The 22,117-nt window shown below is 33.6% G+C and carries 14 protein-coding genes; 8 read left to right on the forward strand and 6 right to left on the reverse strand.

The genetic code is table 11. The features are described 5' to 3' along the window. The first annotated feature begins 17 nt into the window (after positions 1-17). Positions 18-563, forward strand: a complete 546-nt coding sequence (locus tag RH81_RS14700) for a hypothetical protein (RefSeq protein WP_033961665.1) — start codon at positions 18-20, stop codon at positions 561-563. A gap of 93 nt (positions 564-656) precedes the next feature. Continuing rightward, positions 657-3,110: a replication restart helicase PriA gene (gene priA, locus RH81_RS14705; RefSeq protein WP_033961667.1), complete on the forward strand. Its 2,454-nt coding sequence runs from the start codon at positions 657-659 to the stop codon at positions 3,108-3,110. A gap of 48 nt (positions 3,111-3,158) precedes the next feature. On the opposite strand, the gene RH81_RS14710 is transcribed toward priA, so the two are convergent. Next, on the reverse strand, positions 3,159-3,854 hold the full coding sequence (locus tag RH81_RS14710; RefSeq protein WP_033961668.1) for a LytR/AlgR family response regulator transcription factor: 696 nt from the start codon (positions 3,852-3,854) through the stop codon (positions 3,159-3,161). A gap of 200 nt (positions 3,855-4,054) precedes the next feature. Between RH81_RS14710 and rpsF the strand changes: the two genes are divergently transcribed. The 4 genes from rpsF to RH81_RS14730 all read left to right on the forward strand — a co-directional run bounded on the left by rpsF (position 4,055) and on the right by RH81_RS14730 (position 5,705). Then, on the forward strand, positions 4,055-4,393 hold the full coding sequence (gene rpsF / locus RH81_RS14715; protein WP_033962187.1) for a 30S ribosomal protein S6: 339 nt from the start codon (positions 4,055-4,057) through the stop codon (positions 4,391-4,393). A 2-nt stretch (positions 4,394-4,395) separates the two neighbouring features. Then, on the forward strand, positions 4,396-4,692 hold the full coding sequence (rpsR, locus tag RH81_RS14720; RefSeq protein WP_033961670.1) for a 30S ribosomal protein S18: 297 nt from the start codon (positions 4,396-4,398) through the stop codon (positions 4,690-4,692). A 13-nt stretch (positions 4,693-4,705) separates the two neighbouring features. Beyond that, the gene (gene rplI, locus RH81_RS14725; RefSeq protein WP_033961673.1) at positions 4,706-5,155 is read left to right on the forward strand and encodes a 50S ribosomal protein L9; all 450 of its coding nucleotides are present in this window, start codon (positions 4,706-4,708) and stop codon (positions 5,153-5,155) included. Between the two features lie 76 nt (positions 5,156-5,231). Then, positions 5,232-5,705, forward strand: a complete 474-nt coding sequence (locus RH81_RS14730; protein ID WP_033961678.1) for a DUF6495 family protein — start codon at positions 5,232-5,234, stop codon at positions 5,703-5,705. A gap of 19 nt (positions 5,706-5,724) precedes the next feature. On the opposite strand, the gene RH81_RS14735 is transcribed toward RH81_RS14730, so the two are convergent. Continuing rightward, positions 5,725-6,963 carry an ABC transporter permease gene (locus RH81_RS14735; RefSeq protein ID WP_033961682.1) on the reverse strand — a complete coding sequence of 413 codons (1,239 nt, stop codon included), beginning with the start codon at positions 6,961-6,963 and terminating at the stop codon, positions 5,725-5,727. Between the two features lie 163 nt (positions 6,964-7,126). Between RH81_RS14735 and hisS the strand changes: the two genes are divergently transcribed. Beyond that, a complete protein-coding gene (hisS, locus tag RH81_RS14740; RefSeq protein WP_033961683.1) occupies positions 7,127-8,497 on the forward strand; it encodes a histidine--tRNA ligase in 1,371 nt (456 codons plus the stop codon). A 93-nt stretch (positions 8,498-8,590) separates the two neighbouring features. Here the strand turns inward: hisS and RH81_RS16640 are convergent, their stop codons facing one another. From RH81_RS16640 to RH81_RS14760, 4 genes are all read right to left on the reverse strand, one after another. Then, positions 8,591-16,201, reverse strand: a complete 7,611-nt coding sequence (locus RH81_RS16640; protein ID WP_081988351.1) for a choice-of-anchor D domain-containing protein — start codon at positions 16,199-16,201, stop codon at positions 8,591-8,593. A gap of 181 nt (positions 16,202-16,382) precedes the next feature. Then, entirely contained in the window at positions 16,383-18,833 is a 2,451-nt protein-coding gene (locus RH81_RS16645; protein WP_081988353.1) for a M14 family zinc carboxypeptidase, read from the reverse strand. Positions 18,834-19,059: 226 nt separating this feature from the next. Then, positions 19,060-20,904 carry a PLP-dependent aminotransferase family protein gene (locus RH81_RS14755; RefSeq protein WP_033961685.1) on the reverse strand — a complete coding sequence of 615 codons (1,845 nt, stop codon included), beginning with the start codon at positions 20,902-20,904 and terminating at the stop codon, positions 19,060-19,062. 135 nt (positions 20,905-21,039) lie between these two features. Further along, entirely contained in the window at positions 21,040-21,600 is a 561-nt protein-coding gene (locus tag RH81_RS14760) for a hypothetical protein (protein WP_033961687.1), read from the reverse strand. 322 nt (positions 21,601-21,922) lie between these two features. Between RH81_RS14760 and RH81_RS17160 the strand changes: the two genes are divergently transcribed. After that, the gene (locus RH81_RS17160) at positions 21,923-22,096 is read left to right on the forward strand and encodes a hypothetical protein (RefSeq protein WP_173424377.1); all 174 of its coding nucleotides are present in this window, start codon (positions 21,923-21,925) and stop codon (positions 22,094-22,096) included. Positions 22,097-22,117: the final 21 nt, after the last annotated feature.

Consider the following 22,117-nt stretch of genomic DNA (forward strand, 5'->3'; position numbering starts at 1 on the left):
ATAGAAACTAAACAATCATGAAAAACCTTATTTATCTTTTTTGTATTTCTTTTTTATTAATTGGCTGTGGCAGTGATGATTCTAGTGATTCTAATGATGATGATCCTATGTTGGATAATACGCCATATTACGTGAGCTTTAGAGAGTCTCAAATGAATTTTGATTCTAGAGCTAATCAAAGTGTAAGCTTTGAAAGCTTTGTAGCTGAAGGTATTGATGATTTCTCATTTATTATCACCACCAACTTTTTAACAACTGATGGTCAAATTATAGCATTCGTAATGACTCTATATGGGGAATCTTTTGATGATATTCAAAACAACTTGGAAATCGATGGGCAAAATCTAGATTTTGATCTTGAATTTATTTACAGTAGATCAAGTTTAATAGATGGTATAGATTTTAGTGGTAGTATTGATACAGGAGGTGAAGTCTATTTGAAAATTCTTAGTATCGATAGAGATAATAAAATCATATCTGGGAATTTTAATTTTGTTGCTGAGTCAAATGATGATACTTCTACTAGAAGTGTAACTAACGGATTCTTTAATGCTGATTATTAGCGTCTTGAGAAATTAAATTTTATATTATAAATATAAATAAAAGCCATCTTTTTTAAGGTGGTTTTTTTTGTTCAAACATAGTACCTTTGGGATGTGAATAATTTCATCAACGTCATATTGCCAATTCCTTTAGAAAAAAGTTTTACCTACGCTATAACGCAAGCGGAAGCTGAATTTCTAAACCCAGGTATGCGTGTGTCTGTGCCTTTCGGTAAGAGTAAGATTTATACTGGATTGGTTGAAAGTATTCATCAAGAAGCGCCTTTAGTCTATGAAGCGAAACAAATTCATCAAATTCTTGATGAAACACCTTTAGTGACTGCAATTCAACTTAAGCATTGGCAATGGATTTCTAAATATTATATGTGTACTGTTGGCGAAGTCATGAGAGCAGCTTTGCCTAGTGCTTTTATTTTGGAGAGTGAAACAGTAATCTATAAAAACGCTGATGTTCAAATAAGCGATGAGGATTTAAAAGATGATGAGTTTATAGTTTATGAAGCATTGCATCATCAATCGTCCCTGAAAATTCAAGATTTGATGGCGATTTTGGATAAAAAGAATGTACTTCCAGTTATCAAAAGGCTTTTGGAAAAGGAAGTGATCAATGTGCAGGAAGAGATTTATGAAAAGTATAAACCTAAGTTGGTTAGATATGTTAAGTTAGCTACAATTCATACGTCAGAAAAAGCATTGCAAGAATTAATGGATATTTTGAGTCGAGCCCCAAAACAACGTGATGTAGTAATGACTTTGTTTTCTGTTTCTGCTCAAACAAAGAAGCCAGTAAAAGTTTCAGATTTAATTTCTGAAAGTGATACATCTTCAGCTATTGTAAAGACCTTAATTAATAAAGGTGTTTTAGAAGAATACCATATCCAAACAGATAGAGTGCAGTATGAAGGTGAGGATAATCAGGCATCTAAACATTTAAATGAACACCAAGAAAAAGCTTTAAGTGAAGTTGTTCAATCATTTGAAAAACAAAATATTACATTATTATATGGAGTTACATCTTCAGGTAAAACAGAGCTCTATGTAAAACTCATTGAGACACAATTATCACAAGGCAAACAAGTGCTGTATTTGTTACCTGAAATAGCTTTGACTACACAATTAGTTGAACGACTTCAGAATTACTTTGGAGAAAAAGTAGCCGTATTTCATAGTAAGTATTCATCCCATGAGCGTGTTGAGGTGTGGAATAAAGTGCTGAATAATTCACCGAAAGCACAGATTGTTTTGGGTGCACGTTCTTCAGTATTATTGCCATTTCAAAATTTAGGATTAGTGATTGTTGATGAAGAACACGAATCATCTTATAAACAATTTGATCCTGCTCCTCGTTATCATGCCAGAGATATAGCAGTTGTTTTAGCAAGTATGTTTAAAGCAAAAACCCTGTTAGGTTCTGCTACGCCGAGTTTAGAGAGTTATTCTAATGCTCAGCAAGGTAAATATGGATTGGTAGAACTTAAACACAGATATAACAATGTGTTGATGCCAGACATTGAGCTTATCGATATTAAGGATAAGCACAAGCGTAAACGCATGACAGGTCATTTTAGTGATCGACTTATTTTGGAAATGCAAGAGACCTTAAAAGATGGTCATCAAATTATATTATTTCAGAATAGACGCGGATTTTCACCAATTGTAGAATGTAATACCTGTGGACACTCGCCTCAATGCCCAAACTGTGATGTGAGTTTAACCTTTCACCAGTATAAAAATCAATTGCGCTGTCATTATTGTGGTTATAATTCGGCCATGCATAAAAACTGTGAAGCCTGTAGAAGTGTAGAGATTGATTCTAAAGGGTTTGGAACCGAACAAGTAGAGCAGGAGGCTAAGTTGCTGTTTCCGGATCATAATGTAGCTCGTATGGATTTAGATACGACACGTGGTAAATATGGCTATGAAAAGATAATTACAGCCTTAGAACAGCAGGAAATCGATATTTTGGTTGGAACACAAATGCTAACCAAAGGTTTAGATTTTAGAAATGTAAAGCTGGTTGGTATTATGAATGCTGACAATATGCTTAATTTTCCAGATTTTAGAGCACATGAGCGTAGTTATCAATTGATGGCTCAGGTTTCGGGAAGAGCTGGTCGTACGAAAGAACGCGGTAAAGTATTGATTCAAACATATAATCCATTTCATCGCATTTTGCAACAAGTGTCTACAAATGCTTTTGAGCAGATGTTTGATGAGCAAATGGATGATAGGCACACCTTTAAGTATCCTCCAATTTATAGAATGATAAAAATCACCTTAAAGCATAAGGATTATCAAAAAGTAAATGTTGGAGCGGAGTGGTATGCAAAATCATTAAGAACAGTTTTCGATAAACATGTTTTAGGACCTGAGTTTCCTCCTGTGGCCAGGATTCGAAATCAGTATTTAAAGCATATTCTTGTAAAAATTCCGCAGAAGCAATCCTTATTAAAAACGAAAGAAGCTATTATTAAAATAAATAACAGCTTCTTAAGTGTAAAAGATTTTAGGGCAGTAAGAGTAATTTTAAATGTCGATAATTATTAAAGTTTAGTTAACGTTATATCTTCAAACTAAATAGTCTTAAGTGCCATTTTAAATATTATTTAAAGCGTCTACAAGTTGGGTTTTCTTGTTTCGACTTAAAGGAATCTCATAAGCGCCAACTTCTACGTTTTTGCTATTAAATCGGTCTACCTTATCAAGGTTGACAATATACGATTTATGGATTCTCAAGAATTTACCTTCCGGCAATTCATGTTCAAAAGCTTTCATTGTAGATAACACGACTAAGCTGTTTTCTTCTGTAACTAATTTTACATAGTCACCAAGAGCTTCGATCCATTTAATATCTTTAATGTAAACTTTTCGTTTTTTCAGGTTACTTTTCACAAAGATGTGTTCACCATCAGTTTCATTAAAATCAAGCTTAAGCTTATGTTGCTCTAACGCTTTTTCTACCGATGTATTAAATCGTTCCCTAGAGATAGGTTTTTGTAGATAGTCCGTTGCATCATAATTAAAAGCTTTAAATGCGTATTCAGTTTTACCTGTAACGAAAATAATTTGGGGTTTGTTGTTGAGTACGTCGAGCAGTTCGAAACCGTTAAGAACAGGCATTTCAATATCTAGGAAGATTAAATCTACCTTATGAGTATTGAGTCCGTTCTTGGTCTCTAATGCGCTACTGTATTCTGCAATAAGGTTAAGTGAGGAATGATTCTCAATTAACTTTACAATCGATAATCGTTGAATCGCAGAATCATCAACTACTACACAGTTTAAAGTCATAACATTATTATATTTTAGGTTAAGATATCGACAATGTTACAAAAAATTCGGTTAAAAACCAAAAAACATCGGTAAAGTGTTCTTTTTAACATTTCATTAACAGTGTCAAAATCTATAAAATTTTATATACAAAAACGTTGCCAGAAACATAAATAATGGTTATTTTTGCACTCATTTTTAACACAATAAATAGTATTTTTATGAATCATTATGAAACTGTTTTCATCTTAAATCCCGTTTTATCTGACGATCAGATAAAGGAAACAGTACAGAAATATGAAGATTTTCTTGTTTCTAGAGGAGCGAAGATGGTAGCCAAAGAAGATTGGGGCTTAAAGAAATTAGCCTATGCAATCCAAAACAAAAAAAGTGGTTTTTATCACTTATTTGAGTACACTGTTGATGGAGAAGTAATAAATCCATTAGAAGTAGAGTTTAGACGTGATGAGCGTTTTATGCGTTACTTAACAGTAAGTTTAGACAAGCATGCGATTGCTTGGGCAGAAAGAAGAAGAACTAGAGATAAACAAAAAGCGTAATTATGTCTTCAATTGAACAACAAGCAAAAGGAAAAAAAGATGGAGAGATCAGATATCTTACTCCATTAAATATCGATACAAGCAAAACTAAAAAGTATTGCCGTTTCAAGAAATCTGGTATCAAGTATGTTGATTACAAAGATGCTGATTGGTTACTTGGTTTTGTAAACGAACAAGGTAAATTGTTACCAAGACGTTTAACAGGAACTTCTTTAAAATACCAAAGAAAAGTATCTGTTGCTGTAAAAAGAGCTCGTCACTTGGCATTAATGCCTTATGTAGCTGATTTATTAAAATAAAATACCAATAACTATGGAACTTATATTAAAACAAGACGTTGATAATTTAGGATTTAAAGACGATATTGTAACAGTAAAGAACGGTTATGGTAGAAATTTTTTAATTCCTCAAGGTCAAGCTGTAATGGCTACACCTTCTGCTAAGAAAGTATTGGCAGAAACTTTAAAGCAAAGAGCTTATAAAGAGAAAACTATTGTTGACGAAGCAAGCAAAACTGCTGAAGCACTTAAAACATTAGAGATTAAGATTGCTTCTAAAGTTGGAACAGGAGACAAATTATTTGGATCTGTTAACAATATTGATTTAGCAAACGCATTACAAAAAGCTGGTCACGAGATTGACAAGAAATTTATCTCTGTAGCAGGTGGATCTGTAAAACGTTTAGGAAAGTACGATGCTGTTGTAAGATTACACAGAGAAGTAACAGTAGATTTACCATTTGAAGTTATAGCTCAAGCTTAAGACTCAAATTTATTATAGTGAAAGCCTCAACTTTAAGTTGAGGCTTTTTCAATTACATGTTTTAAATAGTATTTAAATGAAGTACTCAAGACTTACTAAAGAGCAATTTGAAGAATTGCACCAAGAATTTATTAATTTTTTGGCAACGCAATCTATTACTGGAAAAGAATGGGTAGATATTAAAGCTAATAAACCGGAAGTAGCAGAGCAGGAGCTGGATGTGTTTAGCGATTTAATTTGGGAAGGTGTATTGTCTAAAGTTCAGTATTTAGAGCATATTTCACCTCAACAAATGCATTTATTTCATTGTACTGATAAGCACATGCGATTAATTGCATTAAAAATTAAGGCTTCTGATATTGATATTACTACAAAAGAAGGTTATGATTGGTTTAGAGATAATCTGATGTCTGATGACATTGAATTCTTTACAGCCAAAAAAGACTATTCAGACAAAAAAAATCAAGATAAATTTAAGCTTATTCAAGAAGGTGCAAGTATTACAAAGGGTCAATTATATCAATACTTTGAAACCTTAGTAAGTAAATAGAATTAAAATACTTTAGAATTTATTCGTGTCGTAACGACTCGATTGGATCTAGTTTAGCAGCTTTATTCGCTGGATACGAGCCTGAAATAACAGCAACTACAAAAGTAATGATGGATGCCGCAATCATTGCTGTCCATGGAATCACGAATTTAAAGTCCACAATGGCCGCAAATCCGAATCCAAGTAGAATCCCAAGAATTATTCCTAAAAGTCCACCTAGCTGTCCAATAATGATTGTTTCAATGAAAAACTGAAACGCAATAGTACTGCGTTTTGCTCCTAAGGCTTTTCTAACTCCAATTTCGCGTGTACGCTCGGTTACCGAAACAAGCATCATATTTAATAAGGCTATTGTCGATCCAAAAATGGTAATTATACTAATTATCCAGGCTGCAGTTTCAAGAACACCAGTTATAGAACCTATACGATTAATAAGGTCATCACTACGTTCTAAGCCAAAATTATTTTCTTCAATAGGATTCAATCCTCTCACATTTCTGAAGAGCAAGATCGCTTCATCTTGAGCACCTTCTAACATGTCTTTCTTATCTGTTTTAACGCTTAAGCTGTAGTTTATATTAGGGTTTGTGAAAATTGTACGTGCTTTTTGTAGCGGTAAAAACATTCTTAGATCTTGGTTGTTTCCAAATGTTGCACCTTTTTCTTTTAAAACACCAATCACCTTAAATTTAGCACCTCTAATGCTTATGGTTTTATTAAGTGGATTTACATCATTTAGTAGTGCTTTTCTAAGGTCACTACCAATTACGCATACATTATTACTGTTTTGTACATCAAAGTAGTTTAAATCTCTTCCAAATTCCACTTCTAAGCCAGAATTGGTGATATAATTTTCATTAACACCTAAAACTTGAACTTCTGGATCTGTTTTTTCGTTTTCATATTTAACTTCTGCACCAAAGGTTCCTACAAATGAAATTGATGTTTTTGTAAATGGAAAGGTATAATTATCCTCAAAGTTTTTTACATCTCTAAAACTTATGACAGGATTTACCTTTTGCTTTTCATCACTTCGACGTTGGGTGTTAAATTCATAACGCTGAACATTAAAGGTATTTGCTCCCATTGACGAGAAATCACTAGAGATTGTGTTTTCAAGAGCTGAAACAGCGCTTAAAATCCCAACTAAAGCAGTAATACCAATGGCTATAATTAATATTGTAAGAATGGTACGAAGTAATTGACTTTTGATAGAATCAAATGCAATACGGATATTTTCTCTAACTAATGAAAACATAATACACTTTAAATGTTGGTTGTGTTTTAATGTAAGACTACAAAACACGTATAAAGTTACTATAAAAATGAAATAACTTTCGAATGCCTCTAAAATTTATAATATTTTTGTGAAACGTTAGATTAACATTATTTAAAAGACTCTTGCTTTTGCAGGACATATTATGGCACAAAAACCAAGCATACCAAAAGGCACTAGAGATTTTAATCCAGAAGAGGTTTCAAAACGTAATTATATTTTTAATACGATTAAGAAACAATTCGAGATATTTGGTTTTCAGCCTATAGAAACACCAAGTTTTGAAAACTCGAGTACCTTAATGGGAAAGTATGGAGAAGAAGGTGATCGCTTGATATTTAAAATATTGAATAGCGGAGATTTTTTGAGTAAAGTTGATGATGAGTTATATACTGCTAAAGATTCAACAAAAATTACATCTAGAATTTCTGAAAAAGCACTTCGTTACGATTTAACTGTACCGTTTGCGAGATATGTAGTACAACATCAAAATGAAATTGACTTTCCATTTAAACGCTATCAAATTCAACCAGTTTGGAGAGCGGATCGACCACAAAAAGGACGGTTTAGAGAGTTTTTTCAATGTGATGCAGATGTTGTTGGTAGTGATTCTTTATGGCAAGAAGTAGAATTTGTTCAGCTTTATGATGCTGTGTTTTCTGCTTTAGACCTAAAAGGTGTGACTATAAAAATCAATAACCGTAAGATTCTATCAGGAATAGCGGAAGTAATAGGAGCACAAGATAAACTCATCGATTTTACAGTGGCTTTAGATAAGCTCGATAAAATAGGAGAGGAGAAGGTTAAAATTGAAATGCTAGGCAAAGGTATACCACAATCAGGAATTGATAAATTACAACCACTATTTAGCTTGAAAGGTAGTTTTGGAACTCAAATTGAAGAATTAAAATCTATACTTAATACGTCCGAAGAAGGAAAAAAAGGGATTGAAGAATTAGAATTTATTAATCAAGGTATTGAGACACTTGGATTAAAAACAGCCAATCTTCAATTAGATGTTACTTTAGCTCGTGGATTGAATTATTATACTGGAGCTATTTTTGAAGTTGCTGCTCCTGAAGGTGTGAAAATGGGATCTATTGGAGGAGGAGGTCGTTATGACGATTTAACTGGAATCTTTGGATTGAAAGATATGAGTGGAGTTGGTATTAGCTTTGGTTTAGATAGAATAGCATTAGTGCTTGAAGATTTAGACTTGTTTCCTGAAACGGTAACAAATACTGTAAATGTGTTGTTCATCAATTTTGGAGACGCTGAAGCTATGGTAAGTATGAAAGCCATCAAGCAACTTCGCGATAATGGTGTAAGTGCTGAGTTGTTTCCAGATAATAAGAAAACAATCAAACAGTTTAACTATGCTAACAAACGAAATATTCCTTTTGTTGTGTTGTTAGGTGAATCTGAAATGCATTCGAATACGTTCACATTAAAGAATATGAAAACGGGAGATCAAGAATCCCTTTCTTTTGATGAAATGTTGAATGCATTACAATAGCATATCAATACCTATAAATTTTTTAAAAAGCAAAAGCCTCAAATTTCTTTGAGGCTTTTTACATAAGTTAAGTTTAAGGTAGATTTGGGTCTATTATTTTACTAAAACTTTCTTTGAAACCGAACCGCTTTCAGTATTCATTTTTACAATATAAGTTCCAGAACTTAAATTCTTAACTTCATATTCAGAATAGTCCAGTTCTGAAATATCTTTTATAGTGTGAATCGATTGTCCAACAATATTGAATAATTCGATAGACTTCACATTTTTGAAATTAGGGTTTAATAATACTAAACTTTGTGCGTCATTTGAATAGTAAACATCTAATGAGCTAAGAAGTTCATTTTCATTAATACCTAGAGTCTCGTTTGCATCTCTAAAGGTCATTTCGAATCTATCTAAATGCTCTCCTGCAGGAAGATAAATTTCGTAATCACTTTCTCTTAAATTGTAATAGATGTTATTATCAATATCGTGAATGAAAATATCCATACTATCTGGTACATTTTTAAGACCGTTAATGCTAATTGTATTTATTCCTTCAGAATCTGTGTTAATTCCTAATGGATATGTTGTATCAATTTCGGTGTCATTACTACCTTGAATGATATATTTCTCACCATCAATAGTCCAGAACATGTCATCCATTTGAGCTTCGTTCAAAATACCATCATAACCTAGGTCTACGGCAGTAGTTGCATTTGGATCTATAGTTAATAATAATTGACGTTGAATTGTATTCACCGTGTAAATACCAATTCTAAATTTCATTCTTGGATCTCCAGAAACATCAGCGTAATCTTCAATTGAATTTTCGGCTGATCTTAAGAATACAGAATCTCCATTTAGTGTTCCATCTTCTTTTTGGAATTGACGTTGATCATTTTCAAAAACAATAGGTCCTCCAGCATCTGCATTCACAAAGAAACCTTGACTCACAGGGATATAACGACCTGGAGTTTTTCTTGCAGAACCTGTGTTACTAATATCAGCAACAGGAACACCTAATGTTACTGAAGGTGTTCCTCCAGATAAATTCATTAGCGCATAACCACCTTGATAATCTGCTAAAATGTGATTTCCTCCGCCCCAATGTTCCCAGAAGTATAAAGTACCAGTAGTAACACCTAGATTGTCATTTATAAATTCTACTGCATCTATAGCAGAAGGGTAAGGGTTACCAACTAAGTAATTGTTACCAGCGAATATGGTTAAATCAATATGACCATTATTAGGTTTTCCTCTAAACACATAGTTTTGATCATCTGTTAATGGACCAGAACCAGGGCCTTTCATTGTAAATCCTTCACCAGCAAAAATATTACCAGTACTTCTTGTGTGTTGCCAAGCAGAATAATCGCCAGACGTTAGGTTAGAAAATTTCCATACCCAGTAATCTGCAATTTGTAATGGAGAAGCAGAACCATTATAACTAGAAGTTTCAAAACCTAGGCCTTGCATAACATTTGTTAAGTTATAACTAAATTCGTTAGTTTCTTCATCTGTTTGACCAACTGGAGAAGACCAATAATTGTACGTATATGTGTCTGCAGTACCTTGTTGATCGCGTTCTAATCGTCCTGTACTGGCAACAATTAAATCACTATCTGCACTTTGTATTAACTGTGATTCTCCTTCAAGATCAATAGTTCCATCTAGGGTTAAATAGTGAGAGACTGTAAGGCCGTAACCTGTATTTGTTGTAGCATCGGTAATACCACTAACTTCTAGTTCATTACTGTCAACCATTAATCCTAAAACTGTTCTATTTCCATTTTTACCAGAAGGTATATCTGAATCATCATCAATTGTTACATTATGATTTGTTCTAATAATATTCCAATCTACAGTCATAGCACTATTAACTATTGATGTTGTTCCAGGAATAGTTTGAACGCTTCCATTTGCCCAAGTACTTTGAGTATCCCAATTACCATTTTGAGTAGACTCATATGGTAAAGGAGCAGTTTGTCTATCAACTGTATTTAAATTTCTTAATGCACCTTGATTACTATTACCAGATCCATCTTCAGTATTTGTATAAGTATATACAGACATTGGATAATAACCTGCAAGTTCTGTCCAAGGAATAGTACTAATATCATTTTTACTAATTGACGTAGGTAATACTGTTCCAGAAGCGAAAGTTGCATTGTCAGCAATTTCTTGATTCATGATAAATCTCAATTGATCAGGAGTAAGCATTTTATCCCAAACTCTAACTTCATCTATATTTCCTCTAAAGTGCTGTACAGGTGTTCCTTTACCTGCAGCTGCAATATAGAATGATTCATTAGTATCTACAGGAGCTGATCTACCAGCAAAATTATCTTGAATACCATCTATATATAATCTTACAGTTGAACCATTAAAGGTTATAGCTACTTGATGCCATTCATCATCTGGAATAGATGTTGTAGAAGTGATAATCTGATTACTACCGTTTTTCCAGATCATTTGTACTCTATTGTCATTTATAATTCTAAAGTCGTATCCTTGGGTAAATACAGTATTTCTTTTTGAAACAATTGATTTAGTTCCGCTATCTGCTGCATCTCTTTTAATCCATGCTGAAATAGTAAATTCACTAGGATTTAAATCTAATGCATCTTCCATATCAACATAGTCTACAGCACCATCAAAATAGACAGAACGTTCAACTATAACTTGAGGTGCATATCCAAAAGTGATATACTTTGTATTATCAAAATCATATTCAGTTTCAAGGTTTCCACTACCGTCTGGAGTCATAACTCTATAATCTGCAGTTGGATCAAAAATACCAGTACTAGAGATAAACATATAGAAACTACCTGGAGGTGTAATATTTCTAATAGCATCTTGTGGTATTCTAACCTTGGCAGTAGCTATGTCTCCACCATTTTCAACTACTTTCCATACACGTTGCATAGCAGTAAAAGTTACGTCTGTAGTTAAGGCAGGTGTAATTCCAGAACTCATGTTAACTGCAACTGTAGTCGCAGCTAGAGTAAGATCTGCTCCATTATTACCCCAAACAAGATATTCTTTGTCATTTAATGTAGTAGCATTATCAGATTGGTTTAATTTATTTGTATCATAAATATCGGTTAAACCAATAGTTAGAATACCTTCTGTTCGGCCATCAACATCAGTAGCATTATTAACACTTCTTGATTGTTTTTGATTAAGCTCTGAAGCATTATCTCTACCAATTCCAGCAATATCAAAGTTGTAACCTGTATTTACAGATTGATCCCAGATTAGTGTACCATCACTATCAACATAATCTTGAGTTGTTCCATTTACACCAAGCGTAATACCGTATTTGATACCTAAGTAAGATTGAATTCTATTACGTTCTTGAGTTAAATCTGTATCGACTTTTCTTGAAGAATAAGTAATAACTTCAGCTACTCTTGCATTCAAGGTCGCTTCCCAACCTTCACTACGACCAATCCACCATCTAGAATCGTCCGTATTCAGATATTCGGCAACATCATTTTGGTTGGTTCCAATATCATTGGCGTTATAGTAAAGTTCTTGTTGTGTATCTGCACTGTTATTTCTTGTGTTTATGATACCAACATTATTATAACTCGATCCCGTTCCAATTTCAGCAACGGCATATCCATCTCCTGATTCAGTAGATGTATATGAATCATGAGCATAACTAATAATTTCATTGTCAATTCGACCTGTATAATCTCCAAACCCTAGTCCAGTAGCATCTGCAGCTGCAGTATCCAAATGTGAATCACTACAAAGTACATCCATGAATCCAAAAGAATTTGTAATTGCAGTATCATCTGGAATTAATACTATAAAGACTTCTTCTGTATAGAATCCGTAATCTCCAGATAAAAATTCAGAACTTGCACTATCATGAGAAAAATCACCATCTAAAGAAAAAGAGGTATATGTATTATCAAATTCAATTACAGGATTAAAGTTTACATTTCTAGCTACATTATCGTAGTACGTAGGTGCTTGAGAAGGTCTATTAATTCTTGCATCACTACCAAGTCCTTGGTCTTCCCATGCGGAAACACTTTGACCTGTAGTATAACTTAAGCCATCATCGGCTTTTAACCAAAGAGCTAAGCTAGATGTTACTCCACCAGGAGCAACAATAGGCATTGGTTTATCAGTTAAGCTAACTAAATCAATAGCCATATCACTTCTATAATCTGTACTTGTGTCTCCTTTTATTCTGAGTTTCACAGTTTGACCAATATAACTAGTTAAGTCTACACTTATTGGTGTAAATGATGCGGCATTATATTGTTGAGCATAACCAACTTGAGTAAAAATAACTGCAGTATAAGAAAGACCGTTATCAGTACTTAATTCTACTGATAAATCTCCCATATAATTTGTTGTCGTACTACCACTAGTTACGCTTCCATGCATATGATAGAAAAATGTAAATCTAGGGTTACTTGCGCTTGTTAAATCAAAACAAGGGCTTACTAATTGTGCAGAACTACTTGCGTTTCCAGTAGCTTCTGTAAAAAGATAATAACTATTATCATGAGCAGAATTTGGACCAGTATCAGATGAAGGTGTGGCAGCGTTTGTTCTAGTCCAATCAAAATCATCATCAACTCCATTAACATCTTGAGTCCATGAACCTAGACCAGATTCAAAACTTTCAGAATATGGATATGATACTATTGTAGTAGTGCACGCACCAGGTGTTATTCCAAAACCTTGAATGTTATAGTAATAAGTGCTTTCATTACCATCATTATTTGCGATTGTGATATTTGCAGTTCTAAGTCCTATTGCACTTGGGTCAAATGTAATATCAAATGTTGTTGAACCAGACGCAGCCACAGAAGCAGAAGGACTTGCAGTGACCGTAAAATCAGAAGCATGTGTACCAGCTATAGTTATTGCTCCTACCGTTAAAGCAGTCGTTCCAGTATTTTCAATAGTAAATGTATGGATAAGTGAAGCTCCCGTTACTGATACAGCAGCATATTCTGTGTCATCTGCAGTCGTTGGAAAGAGATCATTATCACTAATTGTGATTCCATTTCCAGTTACATTTATTTCAGGACCAGGAGTAAACCCTGTTCCTTGTATGTTAAAGTTATAAGGGTTTTCATCACTATCATCATTTGAAATGCTTACTGTAGCCGTTCTTAGTCCGGTAGCACTAGGATTAAACGTGATATTATATGTTGTGTTTCCACTCGAAACAATAGGTGTCGATGGGTTCGCTGTGACAGAAAAATCTACAGCATGTGTACCAGTAATAGAAATGTATGTTGGTCCAGTACCAGTTAGATTTAGGTCAGTACAACCAGAATTATTTATAGTAAATGTGTTTTCATTTGTTCCAGCTGCTACATTAACTAGACCAAAATCAGTATCATCTGCAGCATCAGGCACGGCATCACCATCAACTATAATTGTGCCATTACCAGTAATTTCAATTTCATTACTACCTCCACCAGAAACATTAAAGAATGCATCTACACCAGGTGTAGTTGCGCCACTACCATCATTAGTTAATACAGTTACTCCACCTGCTGTAACAGTTACGTTAGCTGCACCTTGCCAACCATCTCCATAACTATCGTACATGGTTATGTAGTAATTACTTAAGTCTTCAAGACATCCTAAATTAACAGTTGTAGAATAGATTCTGTTACCTCCGTCATATCCATCGTCAATTGTACTTAGTAGTGTACCACTTGGTGTGTAGATTTCAACACGGTTTTCACCTGACCAACTTGGCCAATTTACTGAAACACTTACATTAGAATATGTTGGAGTAGTTCCATTACCTTGAATATTAAAATTATAAGGATTTTCATCACTATCACCATTAACAATGCTAACTGATGCTGTTCTTAGACCGTTTCCACTAGGATTAAAAGTGATTTCAAATGTTGTATTACCAGAAGTAGCCACAGAAGCAGCTGGACTAGCAGTTACTGTAAAGTCTGAAGCGTGAGTTCCAGAAATAGTAATAGCACCAACAGATAAAGAAGCCGTTCCAGTATTTTGAATAGTAAATGTATTTGGATTGGTACCTGATGCAACGTCTTCACTTCCAAAATCTGTATCATCAGTAGGACTTGGACTCGATGCACCATCAATTATATTTTGACCTAAACCAGTAATATTTATTTCTGGAGTAGGAGTAAACCCAGTTCCTTCAATGTTAAAGTTATAAGGATTTTCATCACTATCACCATTAACAATGCTAACAGAAGCTGTTCTTAGTCCGTTACCACTAGGATTAAAAGTAATTTCAAATGTTGTATTACCAGAAGCAGCAACAGAAGCAGCTGGACTAGCAGTTACTGTAAAGTCTAAAGCGTGAGTTCCAGAAATAGTAATAGCGCCAATAGATAAAGAAGCCGTTCCAGTATTTTGAATAGTAAATATATTTGGATTAGTACCTGATGCAACATCTTCACTTCCGAAATCTGTATCATCAGTAGGGCTTGGACTAGCTGCACCATCGATTATATTTTGACCTAAACCAGTAATATTTATTTCTGGAACAGGAACTATAGTAACTAAGCCTGATAAATTTACAATTTGCAATTCATGACTCAAAGTATTTCCACTTCGGTGTGACCAATGTGCAGCTTGAGTTGTTGATTTTAGATAATAATTTCTCCAACCCCTTGCATAAGCAGGTCCACCACCACTAGATGTAGAACTACCAATGATTAAAGCTTCATTAATATTTGGTATCGCAGTAATACTTACTGTAGTTTCACCGCTTGTATTGGTCGCATTTTGGTATCTATTAACGTTTAGATTTGGATTAGATAATACGTGAACAAAATGTCTATTTGTTCCATTCGAGTCATGATTGTTATTAAATGTCCAATCTACTCTTTGGTTGTTTGAACCTGGATCTGTTACTGGCCAGTTATCTGATATAGCATCGTTAGTTCCGTTTTGTGTATTATCACCTCTATGATGTGTGAAAATTATGGATTCACTCCAGTTTGATACATTTGTCGCTGTTCCTGTTCCATCAGATCCGTTTCTAAGTGTAATAGTTCCAGTGTCTGCACTGGTATTACTAGAATCACCATGTAGAACTGTCCAGTTACTACCTGTAAATTCAACAACAGTAACATATACTACTACATTGTTTGTATTAGTTCCTTTTTGGACTCTTAAGGTTGTAGCACTTTCTAAATAGGCAACGGCTGTTCCTGCATCTGCACCTTGCACAGCAACATTACTTCTTATTCCTGTAATAAAAGGAATACAATTATTAGCATTACTAATTCCAGTAAGAGCTTGTGTTGTGCTATTAGTTCCATCATTTAAATTTATTGCATATCTACCTCTTACAATCATTTCATTATTTCCGCCAGGTGGACCAACATATTCCCAAATAGAAGTGTTAAACCTCATATTGTTAGCAGTTGAACCTGACTCTCTGTAATATGATAATGTGTCTGTCGCAGTAAGAGCTCTTGATCCAGATAGATCATCACCATTATAGGTTGTTCCAGTAGCTCCATTTGAACCTGCGTTAGATTTTCTATTGTTGTTTGCTAATGCCACAGAATTATTTAATGTGACAGGAGTAAAACTAGTATTGGTTCCTCCAGAGTTTCCAATATCATCTTGTAAATGTTGTACATTGAAATCTGCAGTTTGAGAGAACATCAAACTAGATAGTAAAAGTACGCAGCAATACATTGCATACTTTCTTAGCGAAAGTGTAGAAATTTTCATAAGCGGTTAAATTTATAGTTTGGGACTAATTAATTTATGGGTCAAATATATATAAGAACTCCATGAAATGCAAATAAAATCGATGAAATACATAAACTAATTATAACTATTTGATTTTCAACAAAATAAAAAAGGCTAAAATTTGAATAATTTCAGCCTTTTTAATAATTTCCGTAAAATCTTACTGTTTTATTACCTGTTTAATAATGGAGTTACTAGATTCATTATCAGTTATTTTCAAGAAATAAGAACCTCTTGATAAGTTTTGTGTGTTTTCTAACTTGAATTGCCCATTACTTAAGTTAATGTTTGGCATATTCAATATTGATCGTCCACTAATATCATATAATTCAATATCTATACTCGAGTTAACAGATTGATATGGCAACTTAATTGTAATTGAGTTATTAAATGGATTTGGGAAAACACTAACTTCTTCTAAAATGTTGTCTTCAACACCAAGTGTATCTTCAACTGTTACTACAACTTCTTTTCTTGGGCTTTTGATATCTTCAAGGTTCCAGTCGTAGAAGAAATAGTAATAATCTAAATTATTAATATTATTTCCTTTTATTGAAACAGATCCATTAGTGTAAGGATAGTCAGTACCAGCTCCAGTATTGTTTCTGAAAAGAGTAAATCCAGAAGACATTTCAGTACTAGCTAGTCTTAAATCAGTACCAATAGGTATTATGAAATTTAATTCAATTTGTTGTACACCTGCCGATTCTATTAAAATAACTCTTGAATCTAACATATTACCAGAACCATCTTGTAATTGAACTTCCATTTCGCCAGCTTGTCCAGCATTTACTGTCACTTCTTTTAGCATTACAGATTCTGAAGAGTCAAATATTAAATAACGGTCTGTTGTTCCTCCAGCAAATTGACCTCCACTTGCAGAGTGGTTTGTTGATCCTACATTTCCTTTTGTAATTACATCTTCAACAAAATAAGAGGTCGTTATTGTTAAATTTGGTGTATCATAACTAGTACCTGAAGCTAATGGAGTATCGTCATCAATATTTTGATACCAATTAATTGTTCCAGATCCAGTTGCTGATAAAGCAGCACTTTCATTCGTGTTAATTGTTACATCACCAGCAGTTGGTATTGATGTTAAGGCTACCATTGTTACATTTTGAACAGTTTGTACATTATCTGTAACACTAACACTAATTGTTTGTGTTGCGTAACCTGGAGCTTCGTAAGTTACATTATAACTTCCGCCTTTAATTAATCTATAGTAATCTCCGTGATCTTCATTTGAAAACACAAAAGAGTTTAGATCATCATGACCAGCTATTGAAATTTCGGCAACAACTGGATTTCCAGATTCGTCTGAAACGATTCCTTGAAAACCATAGTTTGCTTGTTTGATATAATCTAAGAAAGCTTGTCTATTAAATGTCCATAAATCTGGTAATTCAGAACCATCAACAAATTTCACGAATGATAATTCAATAGTAATCTCTTTAGAGTGTCTGTAAAAATTCATATAATCTTGACGACCTCCATATACTTGATACCAAATTGATCCCTGAGTTACTCCTGGACTTGATGGGTTTTCTGGAGAATCATATTCAACGGTCATATAATTTGGATGATTACTTCCAGCTGCAACTCTACCAGATACGCCATTATAATAATTACTAGGACTATCATTTTGGCAATTTACTGCGTATTCGTTTGAGATGTGTTCATAAAAATCGTGATCAACATGCTTTGAAGTCGTATTATCATAAGGATAGTTAGTAACTTCTGTTCCACCATGAAAGTTTGCAGATAACACGAAATCTCTTGAAGCTTCAAAATCCATAAAAGCTTTTGTTTCTGGCTGATAAGTAGCTCCGTTATCATGTAATCCAGCTTCATTATCTGGATAGTTTCTATTTAAATCTTGTCCAGCGCTATTTGCTCTTATCGGACTAGTAATCGGTGTGTCATTGCTGAAAGTTCTGTATGTTCCATCAGGATTTGCTAATGGGTTGATATAAATTTCAGTAGAATTCACAAGGTTGTCTACTTCTGTATCACTTCCGTAACTTGAAAGCAAGTAATCAATAAGATGTATCATTAATGGATATCCTGTTAATTCATCACCATGCATTGTTGAGGTGTACATAAACTCTGGTTCAGCTTCATCCATGGTTGGATTATCAGAAATTTTTAATACAAAAAGTTCTCTTCCTTGGGCAGTTGTTCCTATGGATTGTAAACTACAAATAGAAGGATAAGTCGCTGCGAAATAACTCATTTTTGTAGCATATTGGTTATACGTTGGAAAATTATCCCAACTCGTATCCCATGCTAAAACATCATAGTTTTCATTTGTACTAAATTCATTATCACTTTGATTCACCGTAAATGGGAGACCATAGCTTAAAAATTGTTCAAATGATTCTGCATTGGCATATGCTTCAATCTCTAAAGTTTCTCTATTAACCTTATGGCCAACAGACAGAAATTGTGATATTTCTTCAACTTGAGCTTCAGTATTAGCTGTAAAAACTAGGCATACTTCACCTTTACTCTCAAGATAGTTTTGAGCTTGTTGTAGGTTAGTGGTTTGAGAATGTACACTAATAAACATAAGTAGTAGCAGTACATGTAGGAATGTAATTTTTTGCATTAGGTTGTAGGTTTAGGTAAATTTGGATTTATTATATCGTGCTAATATATTATTTATTTTGAATAAACATCTATAAAACGCATAAAAAACCGATGAAATGCACAAAACTTTATGAATTGGACTTCATTTTGATATGAAACCGCATAACAGGTCATGTGATTTAATCAATAAAAAAATAATTAGGCATAGGGTTAAAGGTTGGAAACTCTCAACACTTTAAAAAGGTTCAGATGCTTTCAACAAACTCTAAAAAGACTTTTTTATGAAGATCAAGATCCATATTAGCAGACAATGCTACACGAGCAATATAATCTTTGTCGCCTTCTTTAGTCGTCCCTTGAGTAGATGTAGCAGGAATCGTCCAATAACATCCTTTTAACTGGCCATAGCTCACACAGTACTTGCTTTCATTAGGAATTTTTGTAATCATTAAGTTGATTAACTTATGATTTAACGCTCTTTTATAGGCTTCTTTTTCTTCAGCTGTATTTCCTTTTGTAGGAAGGTCTAATGAAAATACAGAAGGAGTAAACCCTTGTTGTGCTAATTCTTCTGAAACAAAATTGATTTTTGCGGTTGGTAAAGTGTCATTAATGAAGTTCACAAATTCGCGAGTATTCTTGTATGCATCTTCAATCCTTTGATTCATGGATGGCAATTGTTTTGCCAATATTCCCATTTGAAGATTCCTAGCTTGGTTATCACAGAGTATGAGATGGGTTTCTATTTTTTCCATTAAAGCTTCTGTTTTTGTGTTGCCTACACAGTAACCAGCTGTACATTTTCCTCCACTTGGAAATTTAGATCCACTAACATATGAAATGGTTCTAACTGTAGAGAGTATATCGCCTTCACCTAAAAAGTGCACGTTGGGACAAAATGTTTGATCTAAAATAAAAACGGGATCAATTGCAATGTCACCAGTTGCCGTTTTACGCTCTTGACTTAGTGCTTCTTTTAATTTTAAAAGTTCTGGTACTTCAACTCTTGGATTTGTTGGAATTTCAGCAATTATATAAGGGATAGCATCTTCGCTAGCAATTTGATTTAAAACGAGGTCAATACTTTGAACCATATCGTGATCACCATCAACTGGTAAATCCATCACTTCCACATTGTCTAGGCAAGCTGCAACTCGTCTTGCTTGATCATTGGTTCCTCCATAACAATTTGGAGGTACAACAAATTTGATTGCTTTTCCTTTATGATTTTCTTGAGCATGGTCAATTAAACCCATCATAATGGCATATTGCATAGATAGTCCACTAGAAGCAACTAATGGCTTTGTAGTGGTACGTGTAATGTCTTTAATTGAATTCAAGACACTTGCTTTGTTTCCTACGACATCACTTTTAATTGTATGAACTGAAGATTTGTCTATAAGTAGTTTCAAGGCATCAAGAGAATTGGAAGGCGTCATTGCAATGGTTTCTCTTCTTCGGACGTGTTGAATTTCTGAAACATAACTTTCATTCTGTTTGACATTTACTAATAGAATACTTCCAAGGTGAGAATGAATCCCAACATAAAAATCAATATTTGGAGTGAGATTTATGGAGTTCATTTCATCTTGACGAGAAACGAAAATGGTGCTGCCGTTAAATTCGGAAATGGTTTCTACATTCTCTACTTTCTTTAACTCAAATCTATAACCGTAAATATTCTTGAGTGCTTCAGCATCGAAACACGCAGGTAATTCATCTAAATAAACGATTTGGGTGTTTTTGTTGTCTAATAAATTTTTTCTTAGAATGGCCAAGATAGGAATTGTCTTTGATGAAAAACTGATTATATTTTTTGAGTCTAGATTATTTAAGTTTCCAATGACCCATTCTAATATACAAGACAGAGGATGACCTAATCTGATATAATCGTAAGCTGTGGGCAACTCACTCAGTGCTGATGCGGTAGAATTATTGTCTTTAAATAAGGTTTCAAATTGTTCTATGAATTGAGTTTTAGCCAATGTTTCATCATAAATATCTAGTCGATGGGTTGTTAAATCAAACCAGCCAGGAGGCATGTTTTCTAAAACATCTTTAATATAACTTAGTATTTTGTTGTCTTGCATTCTTTTCGTCTTTAGATCGGTAGGCAAGATACATTAATTAGATTTTTTTTAAAGGCTTATAAGACGTTTTATTGTATGGTGTCTAAAGGTGTTTGTAAATGGAAGTTGAGTAGGTTAGGTGTAGGTAATAAAGGATTAGAAATAGTACATTTTATTTGTAGCAGATGCATTACTAACCCAAGTGAAAACCTTTTTGTTTTCGGGTTTCATTTTAATAATGGTTTGCCTAAGATCTATGGCTGTTTCATATGAAATGTAGCTATCTGTATTTTGTTCTTCATCATTTATATCGTTTTGATTCTCCGCTAATTTTTTCTCAAAAGCCTTATTGGTGTATTTATTTCTAAAATTAAAATAGGGTCTTGAATTAAAATTAATGAGCACTGCTATTAATTCAAGAGCTTCGTGTGATGCAATGGATTCATTTTCTTTTTTTAGAAATTTACAAATCGGTTTGAATTTATCAATGTCATATTTTTTTATTTTACATCTAATGTCATCAAAATCATTGGTTTCAAAGTTGTTCTTCAACATCATTTTATCATATTTTGATAACTCTTCATTAATCAAATTCAAGCATAGTTTTCGAATATTAGCAGGTGTCAACCTATAAATCTCTCCTCTAATAGTTCCAGATTCTTTATCTTTTAAATACTTATCTCTTATAGCTTCTGAATAGGTTTTGGTCGTTCTCATAATCAGCTTATTTCGGATTTTAATGGATTTTAACTGATTCTTCGGAATGTTCGGATTCTATTTCCATAAGTACACTTACCTCGCTATACATTCACTTTAGAATCAATAAAGTTATGATTAGCTAACATAGTTAATGTCCAAAATTGTTCTATACGGAAAACCGTAAAGTGATATTCTAATTGTTGATTTAGGGAAGCAATTTTTAGGTATTACGATACACTTTCCCACTTCCCGAAATAACAGAAGTATAATCTGAAAGGATGCCTTTTAACAGATTCTGAGAACTCTCGGATAGCCATTCTTTTGCAAAATTTTAAGGATCATGAGAAAATTAGCATATTTATTTGCTCTTTTATTTATTGGAGCAAACTACACATCCTGTACACCTGAAAGCTTAGTCGATAAAATAGAATCTCAAGCGTGTTGTGATGGAGAAGGAACTATTCCACCTCCACCACCTCCACCACCAGGAGGAGACAATCCTATTGGAGGATAACAGATAAATCAAAATTTGTTA

It is taken from the genome of Psychroserpens jangbogonensis, from assembly GCF_000797465.1.
In the GTDB taxonomy this organism is placed as follows: Bacteria; Bacteroidota; Bacteroidia; order Flavobacteriales; family Flavobacteriaceae; genus Psychroserpens; species Psychroserpens jangbogonensis.

What these genes read in the sequence shown, in the direction of transcription:
- RH81_RS14700 (WP_033961665.1), top strand. Translation starts at nt 18, where the DNA reads ATGAAAAACCTTATTTATCTTTTTTGTATTTCTTTTTTATTAATTGGC.
- RH81_RS14710 (WP_033961668.1), bottom strand. Translation starts at nt 3,854, where the DNA reads ATGACTTTAAACTGTGTAGTAGTTGATGATTCTGCGATTCAACGATTA.
- rpsF (WP_033962187.1), top strand. Translation starts at nt 4,055, where the DNA reads ATGAATCATTATGAAACTGTTTTCATCTTAAATCCCGTTTTATCTGAC.
- rpsR (WP_033961670.1), top strand. Translation starts at nt 4,396, where the DNA reads ATGTCTTCAATTGAACAACAAGCAAAAGGAAAAAAAGATGGAGAGATC.
- rplI (WP_033961673.1), top strand. Translation starts at nt 4,706, where the DNA reads ATGGAACTTATATTAAAACAAGACGTTGATAATTTAGGATTTAAAGAC.
- RH81_RS14730 (WP_033961678.1), top strand. Translation starts at nt 5,232, where the DNA reads ATGAAGTACTCAAGACTTACTAAAGAGCAATTTGAAGAATTGCACCAA.
- RH81_RS14735 (WP_033961682.1), bottom strand. Translation starts at nt 6,963, where the DNA reads ATGTTTTCATTAGTTAGAGAAAATATCCGTATTGCATTTGATTCTATC.
- hisS (WP_033961683.1), top strand. Translation starts at nt 7,127, where the DNA reads ATGGCACAAAAACCAAGCATACCAAAAGGCACTAGAGATTTTAATCCA.
- RH81_RS16640 (WP_081988351.1), bottom strand. Translation starts at nt 16,201, where the DNA reads ATGAAAATTTCTACACTTTCGCTAAGAAAGTATGCAATGTATTGCTGC.
- RH81_RS16645 (WP_081988353.1), bottom strand. Translation starts at nt 18,833, where the DNA reads ATGCAAAAAATTACATTCCTACATGTACTGCTACTACTTATGTTTATT.
- RH81_RS14755 (WP_033961685.1), bottom strand. Translation starts at nt 20,904, where the DNA reads ATGCAAGACAACAAAATACTAAGTTATATTAAAGATGTTTTAGAAAAC.
- RH81_RS14760 (WP_033961687.1), bottom strand. Translation starts at nt 21,600, where the DNA reads ATGAGAACGACCAAAACCTATTCAGAAGCTATAAGAGATAAGTATTTA.
- RH81_RS17160 (WP_173424377.1), top strand. Translation starts at nt 21,923, where the DNA reads ATGAGAAAATTAGCATATTTATTTGCTCTTTTATTTATTGGAGCAAAC.